Source organism: Microcella sp. (genome assembly GCF_033763155.1).
Lineage (GTDB): Bacteria > Actinomycetota > Actinomycetes > Actinomycetales > Microbacteriaceae > Microcella.
Genome location: NZ_JANRKZ010000152.1, coordinates 19,663 through 27,688, shown reverse-complemented (window position 1 = coordinate 27,688; position 8,026 = coordinate 19,663). Strand labels below are relative to the sequence as shown.

General features: G+C 67.2%; 9 protein-coding genes. 1 reads left to right on the top strand and 8 read right to left on the bottom strand.

Features of this window, described 5'->3' with window-relative positions:
• Together SFU54_RS06320 and argC are read right to left on the bottom strand one after the other, a co-directional pair.
• Positions 1-221: bifunctional ornithine acetyltransferase/N-acetylglutamate synthase (locus SFU54_RS06320; protein ID WP_319015438.1), on the bottom strand; the 221-nt coding region annotated here is incomplete at its 3' end.
• Positions 218-1,264 (bottom strand): N-acetyl-gamma-glutamyl-phosphate reductase, encoded by a 1,047-nt coding sequence (argC, locus tag SFU54_RS06315; RefSeq protein ID WP_319015437.1) that lies wholly within the window; start codon positions 1,262-1,264, stop codon positions 218-220. The genes SFU54_RS06320 and argC, both read right to left, overlap by 4 nt.
• Positions 1,265-1,345: 81 nt before the next feature.
• On the opposite strand from argC, the gene SFU54_RS06310 reads away from it, so the two are divergent.
• Positions 1,346-1,900: a DUF937 domain-containing protein gene (locus SFU54_RS06310; RefSeq protein WP_319015436.1), complete on the top strand. Its 555-nt coding sequence runs from the start codon at positions 1,346-1,348 to the stop codon at positions 1,898-1,900.
• Between the two features lie 69 nt (positions 1,901-1,969).
• Here SFU54_RS06310 and pheT read toward each other — a convergent pair whose 3' ends face one another.
• The 6 genes from pheT to infC all read right to left on the bottom strand — a co-directional run bounded on the left by pheT (position 1,970) and on the right by infC (position 7,974).
• Entirely contained in the window at positions 1,970-4,462 is a 2,493-nt protein-coding gene (pheT, locus tag SFU54_RS06305; protein ID WP_319015435.1) for a phenylalanine--tRNA ligase subunit beta, read from the bottom strand.
• Positions 4,462-5,502, bottom strand: a complete 1,041-nt coding sequence (gene pheS / locus SFU54_RS06300) for a phenylalanine--tRNA ligase subunit alpha (RefSeq protein WP_319015434.1) — start codon at positions 5,500-5,502, stop codon at positions 4,462-4,464. The genes pheT and pheS overlap by 1 nt, the downstream gene beginning before the upstream one ends.
• An 11-nt stretch (positions 5,503-5,513) precedes the next feature.
• Positions 5,514-6,335 carry an RNA methyltransferase gene (locus SFU54_RS06295; protein ID WP_319015433.1) on the bottom strand — a complete coding sequence of 274 codons (822 nt, stop codon included), beginning with the start codon at positions 6,333-6,335 and terminating at the stop codon, positions 5,514-5,516.
• A 95-nt stretch (positions 6,336-6,430) separates the two neighbouring features.
• The gene (gene rplT, locus SFU54_RS06290; protein WP_319015432.1) at positions 6,431-6,820 is read right to left on the bottom strand and encodes a 50S ribosomal protein L20; all 390 of its coding nucleotides are present in this window, start codon (positions 6,818-6,820) and stop codon (positions 6,431-6,433) included.
• A 31-nt stretch (positions 6,821-6,851) separates the two neighbouring features.
• Positions 6,852-7,049 (bottom strand): 50S ribosomal protein L35, encoded by a 198-nt coding sequence (rpmI, locus tag SFU54_RS06285; protein ID WP_319015431.1) that lies wholly within the window; start codon positions 7,047-7,049, stop codon positions 6,852-6,854.
• 40 nt (positions 7,050-7,089) lie between these two features.
• A complete protein-coding gene (infC, locus tag SFU54_RS06280) occupies positions 7,090-7,974 on the bottom strand; it encodes a translation initiation factor IF-3 (RefSeq protein ID WP_319015442.1) in 885 nt (294 codons plus the stop codon).
• Positions 7,975-8,026 lie beyond the last annotated feature (52 nt).

Genomic DNA, 8,026 nt, shown 5'->3' with positions numbered 1-8,026 from the left:
GCCCCACCCGAATTGAGCACGATGGCAGCCACCTCGCCATCAGCGATGACCTGCTGCGACCAGAGAATCGGATTCGCCTTCGCGCGATTGCTCGTGAACACGGCGGCCGCCGCACGCGACGGGCCTCGGTTAACGACGAGGGCGAGGTCGGCTGCGCCGCTCGACTTGAGCCCGGCGGCGACTCCGGCGGCGTCGAATCCGGCGGGAGCGGTGACGGTCACGGGGCTACTCCGTTCACGGGCAAGCCGAGCGTCTCGGGCAGGCCGAGCGCGAGGTTGAGCGATTGCACGGCCGCGCCCGCGGTGCCCTTGACGAGGTTGTCGAGAGCGACGACCGCGACGACTCGCTGGGCATCGGCGTCGACCGCGACTCCCATCAGCGCGGTGTTGGCCCCCACGGTCGACGAGGTGGCCGGAAAACGACCGGCGGGAAGCACGTGCACGAATGCTTCGCCGGCATAGGCCGACTCCCAGGCGTCGCGCACACTCGCTGCGTCGGCACCCGGCGTGAGTCGCGCGGTGACGGTCGCCAAGATGCCGCGAGACATCGGAACAAGAACGGGCGTGAACGAGATCGTGGGGTCAACGGCGCCCGCGACCGTCAGGTTCTGCACGATCTCGGGAATGTGTCGGTGAACTCCCCCGACCGCGTAGGCCGACGCTGAGCCGAGCAACTCGCTCGCGAGCAGATCGGGACGCAGGGTACGGCCTGCGCCGCTCGGGCCTACAGCGAGCACGGCGGTGAGATCGTGCGCTTCAATGACGCCGGTGCGGATGCCCGGCGCGAGTCCGAGCGTCACGGCCGTGACATTGCACCCGGGCACCGCAATGCGGGTCGCGCCCCCGAGCTTCTCGCGCTGGCGAGTGCCATCAGCATGGATCAACTCGGGCATGCCATACGCCCACGCACCGTGGTAATCGCCGCCATAGAAGCGCGCCCAAGCCGACTCGCTCGTCAATCGGTGGTCGGCACCACAGTCGAGCACGATCGTGTCGGCCGGCAACTCGGCCGCAATGGCTCCCGAGGCACCGTGGGGCAACGCAAGAATCACGACGTCGTGACCAGCAAGGCGCTCGGCCGTGGTCTCGACAAAGGTCAGGTGCGCCAGTGACGTGAGATGCGGGTGCACGTCGATGAGCGACTGCCCCGCGTTACTGTGCGCCGTCACGGTGCGCACCTCGAGTTCGGGGTGGCTCGCGATAAGGCGCAGCACCTCGCCACCGGCGTAGCCGCTCGCACCGGCGACCGCAACGGAGTAGGTCATGACGTTAACTCTTGCAGAGAATACGATGGGCGTTCGACGCGCAGGAACGCGCCGCCCACTCACGGCATCAAAGGAGCAGTCATGGACGACCTCAGCGGACTCATCAACCTCATTCCGATCGGCGACATCGCCGAGAAGCTCGGCGTCGAAGAGAGCGTTGCTCGCGCGGCCGTCGCCGTCGCCGTTCCCGCGATCGTCGGTGGCCTCGCCGCCAACGCGAAAGACGAGAGCGGCGCCCAGTCGCTCGAGAAGGCCCTCGGCAAGCACAAGGGCAAGAACCCTCGCAAGCTCGCCGACATCGATGAGGCCGACGGCGAGAAGATCGTCGCCAACGTCTTCGGCGCGAAGAAGAACGACGTGGCTCTCGCCGCGGCGTCGAAGGCCGAAGCGAAGGGCGGCATCGACATCGGCGCGATCGTGGCCCAGGTGCTGCCGATCATCGCCCCCATTGTGCTCGCCTACGTTGCCAACCAGTTCATGGGTGGCTCGAGCAAGGCCGAGCCCGAGGCCGCCCCGAAGTCAGAGTCGAGCAGCAACCCCCTCGGCGACCTGCTCGGTGGCCTCATCTCGAGCCCGCAGGGTCAAGACATCATCTCGGGCGCGTTGGGCGGCCTGCTCGGCGGCGGCCGCAAGTAGGGTCATCGCACTCCCCTCACGGCGGGGTCGAGCTTCGTGCTCGACCCCGCCGTGTGAGTTGTGGGAGGGCTAGGCGCGCAGCGTGGCGCCGTGGCGCTGGGTCGCGACAGCGAGACCGGCAAGCTTCGCGTCGGTCGCCTCTGCCGCGGTGAGCGTGCGATCGGCCGCGCGAAAACGCAACGCGAGCGTGATCGATTTCGTGCCGGGCTCGAGACCCGCGCCGCGGTAGTCATCGACGAGCACGGCCGACTCGAGCAAAGCCCCGGCGCCCTCCACGACTGCCGCGCGCACAGCGCCCGCGGGCACTGACTCGTCGACGACGACCGAGAGGTCTTGCGTTGCCGCGGGGAACGCCGCGATCGTGCCCGCCTCGACCTCACTGGACCCGAGAGCGATCACGGCGTCGAGATCGAGCTCGAGCACGCCGACGCGCCGCGGAAGGTCTCGCTCGAGCGCGACAGCCGGCAATAACTCTCCCGCGACGCCGACCTGCGCGTCACCGATGAACAGTGCCGCCGTGCGTCCGGGGTGAAGGGCGGGGTGGGTGCCGGTCTCGACACGCAATTCGGCGCCGGCGACAGCGGCCACGGCGTGCGCCGCATCCAGAGCATCCGCGATACCCGCGTGCTCGGCCGCCTGGCCGATACCGCGAGAACGGCGGTCTCCGACGAAGAGCGCGGCAAGGTGCCAGGGCTGGGGCGGGATGCTCTGCTCCAGCTCGCTGAGCACCGAGCTCTGTGGCTTCTCACTGGCCGTCGGCACCTCAGTAACGCCGTAGCGCGCGTCGGCCTCCGGCAGGTATACCGCCCCGATTTCGAACACCGCGAGGTCGGTGAGCCCGCGCGCAATGTTGCGGTGAGCGATGCGCGTGAGACCCGGAATGAGGCTGCGGCGCAATCGTCCCGTGTCGCTATCGAACGGGTTGGCGAGGGCGACACTCGCGGCGTCGCCGTCGGTGAGCGCAACATCGGCGAGCGACACGAAGGGATACGCGAGCACTTCGGTGAGACCCGCAGCAGCAAGAGCGTTGGCTGTGGCGCGGCGCACGCGTTGCGAGCGCGTCAATCCGCGGCCGGGCGGCGCAACGGGCAACACGGCCGGAATGCGCTCGTAGCCGACGATGCGGGCCACTTCTTCAGCGAGCGACGGAGCGTCGACAAGGTCGGGCCTCCAGCTCGGGGGCGTCACCTGCCAGCCGTTGGCCTGAACCTCGAGCGTGCATCCGATGTCGGTCAACGAGTCGGTGATCTCGTCGAGCGAGAAGTCCACACCGATGAGGGCGTCGACGAAGCCCTCGGCCAAGTGAATGGAGGCGGGGCTCGGAGCATCGATGACACAGGAACCGAGAGCGTCGGCTGTGCCTCCCGCCAGCTCGACAAGCAAGTCAACGACGCGCTGCGCCGCGGGCTCGGCGACGAGCGGGTCGACGCCCCGCGCGAACCGGCGCGATGCTTCGCTCGGCAACTTGTGCCGGCGCGCCGTGCGGGCGATCGAGACGGGCTCGAAGTGAGCGGCCTCGACAAGCACGTCGATGGTGGTCTCGCTGATCTCGGTGCTCGCGCCGCCCATGACACCGGCGAGGCCGATAGGCCCCGATTCGTCGGTGATCAGCAGGTCTTCGGGGTGAAGCGTTCGCGACTGCCCGTCGAGCGTCGTGAGCGTTTCGCCCGCCGTCGCGCGCCGCACGGTGATGCCACCGGAGAGCGCGGCGAGGTCGTAGGCGTGAATCGGCTGGCCGAGCTCGAGCATGACGTAGTTCGTGATGTCGACGACGAGCGAGATCGAACGGATGCCCGAGAGTTCGAGTCGCGAGACCATCCACGCCGGGGTCGTTCGGGTCTGGTCGATGCCGCGCACGACGCGCGTGACGAACGCATCGCACCCGCGCCGGCCGCGAATCGGAGCTCGGTCGTCGAGAACCACCGAGAAGCCCGTGCCGCGCGGGGCGACGGCGAGCGCTGCCGGATCACGGAAGACCGAACCCGTCGAGTGTGCGTATTCACGCGCGATGCCGCGAATCGAGAGCGCGTAGCCACGGTCGGGAGTCACGTTGACCTCGACGGCAAGGTCGTCAAGGCCGAGCAACGCGATGGCGTCGGTGCCAACCTCGGGGTCGAGCCCGAGGGTCGCGAGTCGAAGAATGCCATCGTGCTCGTCACCCAGGCCGAGCTCGCGTGCGCTCGCGATCATGCCGTCAGAGACGTGACCGTAGGTCTTGCGCGCGGCGATCGGGAACGGGCCGGGCAGCACGGCACCGGGCAGCGTCACGACGACCTTGTCGCCGATCTCGAAGTTGCGGGCACCACACACGATGCCGCGCGTCTCACCGGGAGCGGTGAGCACCTGGCACCAGCGGATGGTCTTGCTATTGGCCTGCGGCTCTTCGACAAACTCGAGCACTTGCCCGACGACGATCGGTCCGGTGAGGGCAACACCGTGGATCGCTTCTTCTTCGAGGCCGACCTTGACCAGGGCCGCGTGCAACGCTTCGGCATCCGCCATCGCATCGCCCGTGGCGGGCAGGTCGACATACTCGCGAAGCCACGAGAGAGGGACGCGCATCAGACCACCATTCCGAACTGCTGTGAGAAGCGCACATCGCCCTCGACCATGTCACGCATGTCGCTCACCCCGTTGCGGAACATGAGCGTGCGCTCGATGCCCATGCCGAAGGCGAAGCCCTGATAAACCTCGGGGTCGATGCCGGCGGCGCGCAGCACGTTGGGGTTGACCATTCCGCATCCGCCCCATTCGATCCAGCGCGGCCCGTCTTTGAAGGTCGGGTGCCACACGTCGAGCTCGGCACTCGGCTCGGTGAACGGAAAGTAGTTGGGGCGCAAGCGAATGCGCGCACCCTCGCCGATGACCGCGCGCGCAAGGTGCTCGAGCGTGCCGCGCAAGTGCGCCATGGTCAGGCCCTTGTCGATGGCAATGCCTTCGAGCTGGTGAAAGACGGGAGTGTGCGTCGCGTCAAGCTCGTCTTTGCGGAAGACGCGCCCGGGCGAAACGACGTAGAGCGGCACACCGCGGTCGAGCAGCGAGCGAACCTGCACTGGGCTCGTCTGCGTGCGCAAGAGCAAGTGGCGATCTTCGGGCTCGATGAAGAACGTGTCTTGCGTTCCGCGAGCCGGGTGGTCGGCATCCATGTTGAGGGCATCGAAGTTGAACCACTCGTTCTCGAGTTCGGGACCTTCGGCCACCTCCCACCCCATCGCGATGAAGATGTCGCTCATCTGCTCCATGAGCGTCGTGAGGGGATGCCGTGCTCCCGTGAGTCGCAGGGGAGCAATGGCGGTGACGTCGATCGCCTCCGCGGCGAGCAACTGCGCCTCTTCTGCCGCGACGAGTTCGGCTTCGCACGCCGCGACGGCCTGGCCCACCCGCGCACGTGCCTGGCCGACGAGCTTGCCCAGGGCAGCCTTCTGGTCGGCGGGCACGTCGCGCAACAGTGCGTTGAGGGCAGCGAGAGGCGATGCCTCCCCCGCGTGAGCCGACTTCGCGGCCTTGAGCGCGGCGGTGTCGGCGGCGGCGGCGAACGCGGTGAGCGCTGCGCTCACGGCACTCTCGACGGCGGCTTCGGTAATCTCGGGGCTGGCTGGCACGAGAACCGAGTTTAGTGCGGGCCGGTCGTGCCACTTGCCCGCTGGGCGAAGGCGCTCTCATAGAGGCACACCGCTGCAGCGGTCGCCAGGTTGAGCGACTCTGCCTGGCCATAAATCGGAACGATCACGGCGCGGTCGGCGAGCGCGAGCTGGTCGTCCGTGAGTCCGCGAGCCTCGTTACCGAACAACCAGGCCGTGGGGCCATCGAGTTCGCCATCCGATCGCACGGCGAGCAGATCGTCGCCCGAAATATCGGCGGCAAGGATGCGCGAGCCAATACCGCGCAATCGTTCAAGAGCCGTCGCGAGGGGCACCCCGACGACCACGGGCACATGAAAGAGCGAGCCCGTGGTTGCCCGCACCACTTTGGGGTTGAAGACGTCGACACTCGTGCCGGTGAGGATGACCGCGTCGGCTCCCGCCGCATCGGCGACTCGGATGATCGTGCCCGCGTTTCCCGGATCGCGAACCTCCTCGAGCACCGCCACGAGCCGCGGACGGCGCTCGATAACGTCATCTAGCGACAGTGCCAATTGGCGGCAGACCGCGACGACGCCTTGCGGAGTCACGGTGTCGGCGATGACATCGAGCACGGCATCCGTCACCGTTTCGAGGCGCACCTGCGCCGATGACGCTGCGCTAGCGAGAGTGGAATGTCGTTCGAGAGCACTGACCGTCGCGAATACCTCGATCACGAGATCGGGGCGGTAGTGCAGTGCCTCAGCGACCGCCTGCGGGCCCTCAATCAAGAACAGGCCCGTCTCGGTGCGCTGATTCTTTTTGGCGAGCTTTGCCGCGGCTCGCACGCGAGGCGAGCGCGGGTTGTCGATCACACTCACCATCGTATCGAGATGGGGTTTAACACCGGATGAACGACAGAGCGCGGCGCGCCCGTGGGCACGCCGCGCTCTGGCGGTGGTGTGGCGACCTAGGCCGCGTCAGCCTTGGGGGCCGAGGTGTCGGCCGGAAGGGCCTCCTTCGCGACCTTAACGAGGGCCGTGAAGGCGGCCGGCTCGTTGACGGCCAGCTCGGCGAGCATGCGGCGGTCAACCTCAACGCCGGCGATGCCGAGACCCTGGATGAGGCGGTTGTAGGTCATGCCGTTGGCACGCGCCGCCGCGTTGATGCGCTGAATCCAGAGACGGCGGAACTCGCCCTTCTTCGCGCGACGGTCGCGGTAGGCGTAGACGAGGGAGTGGGTGACCTGCTCCTTGGCCTTGCGGTAGAGGCGCGACCGCTGACCGCGGTAGCCCTCGGCCCGCTCGAGGATGACCCGACGCTTCTTCTGGGCGTTGACGGCCCGCTTGACTCTTGCCATTTCTGTAGTCCTTTAGATCGTTTCTCGGGTCTTACTTCTTGCCAATGAGCTTCTTGATCGTCTTCGCGTCTTGCGGAGCAAGCACGACCTCGCGGTTGAGGCGACGAGTGGTCTCGCTGGACTTCTTCTCCAGGTTGTGGCGCATGCCTGCACCCTGCTTCATGACCTTGCCGGAGCCGGTGAGCTTGAAGCGCTTCTTGGCACCGGAGTGCGTCTTCTGCTTGGGCATTGCTTCCTCGTTTCTCTTAGGTTTGGATGCGCGGTGCGGCTTAAGCCGACGCGGAGGGCTTGGGGGCTGCCGCCGGCTTTGCAGCAGCGGGCTTCGCGGCAGCCGGCTTCGCTGCAGCAGCGGGCTTCGCTGCAGCAGGCTTGTCGGCCTTGTCTGCGGCGGGCTTGGCAGCGGCGGGCTTGGCAGCGGCAGGCTTCGCCGGAGCGGCCTTTGCAGCAGCAGGCTTCGTGGCCGGAGCCTCAGCGGCGGGCACCTCGGCACTCGCCGGCGCCACGGCAGCGGCGGGCTTGTCAGCAGCAGGCTTCGCTGCGGCAGGCTTGGCCGGCGCAGCCTCGGCCTGCGGCGATGTGTCGGCCACCTTGCGGGCGGCCTTCGACGCAGCACGCTGTGCCATCTGCTCAGCCTTTGCGTCTGCCTTATTGCGCAGCGGGCCGATGATCATGACCATGTTGCGGCCATCGATCATGGGGCTCGACTCGACAGTGCCAAACTCGGCGACGTCTTCGGCGAAGCGCTGCAACAGGCGAACACCCTGTTCAGGACGCGACTGCTCACGACCGCGGAACAAAATCATGGCCTTGACCTTGTCGCCCGCCTGGAGGAAGCCCTCGGCGCGCTTGCGCTTGGTCTCGTAATCGTGCTTGTCGATCTTCAGGCGAAAGCGCACCTCTTTGAGAATGGTGTTTGCCTGGTTGCGGCGGGCCTCTTTGGCCTTCTGCGCCGCCTCGTACTTGAACTTGCCGTAGTCCATGATCTTGACCACGGGCGGCTTCGAGTTGGGGGCGACCTCGACGAGATCGAGGTCGGCCTCTTGCGCCAAGCGCAAAGCAACCTCGATCTTGACAACTCCGACCTGCTCACCAGCGGGGCCCACAAGACGGACCTCGGGGACGCGGATACGGTCGTTCGTTCTCGGTTCGCTGATGCGATTCTCCTCTGTCGTGATCCGAATGGATCAGTGGTGATTCCATCGAAAG

Bases quoted from the DNA above. Each gene is read 5' to 3' on its own strand.
- rpmI (WP_319015431.1), bottom strand. From the start codon at position 7,049: ATGCCCAAGCAGAAGACGCACTCCGGTGCCAAGAAGCGCTTCAAGCTC.
- argC (WP_319015437.1), bottom strand. From the start codon at position 1,264: ATGACCTACTCCGTTGCGGTCGCCGGTGCGAGCGGCTACGCCGGTGGC.
- pheT (WP_319015435.1), bottom strand. From the start codon at position 4,462: ATGCGCGTCCCTCTCTCGTGGCTTCGCGAGTATGTCGACCTGCCCGCC.
- SFU54_RS06310 (WP_319015436.1), top strand. From the start codon at position 1,346: ATGGACGACCTCAGCGGACTCATCAACCTCATTCCGATCGGCGACATC.
- rplT (WP_319015432.1), bottom strand. From the start codon at position 6,820: ATGGCAAGAGTCAAGCGGGCCGTCAACGCCCAGAAGAAGCGTCGGGTC.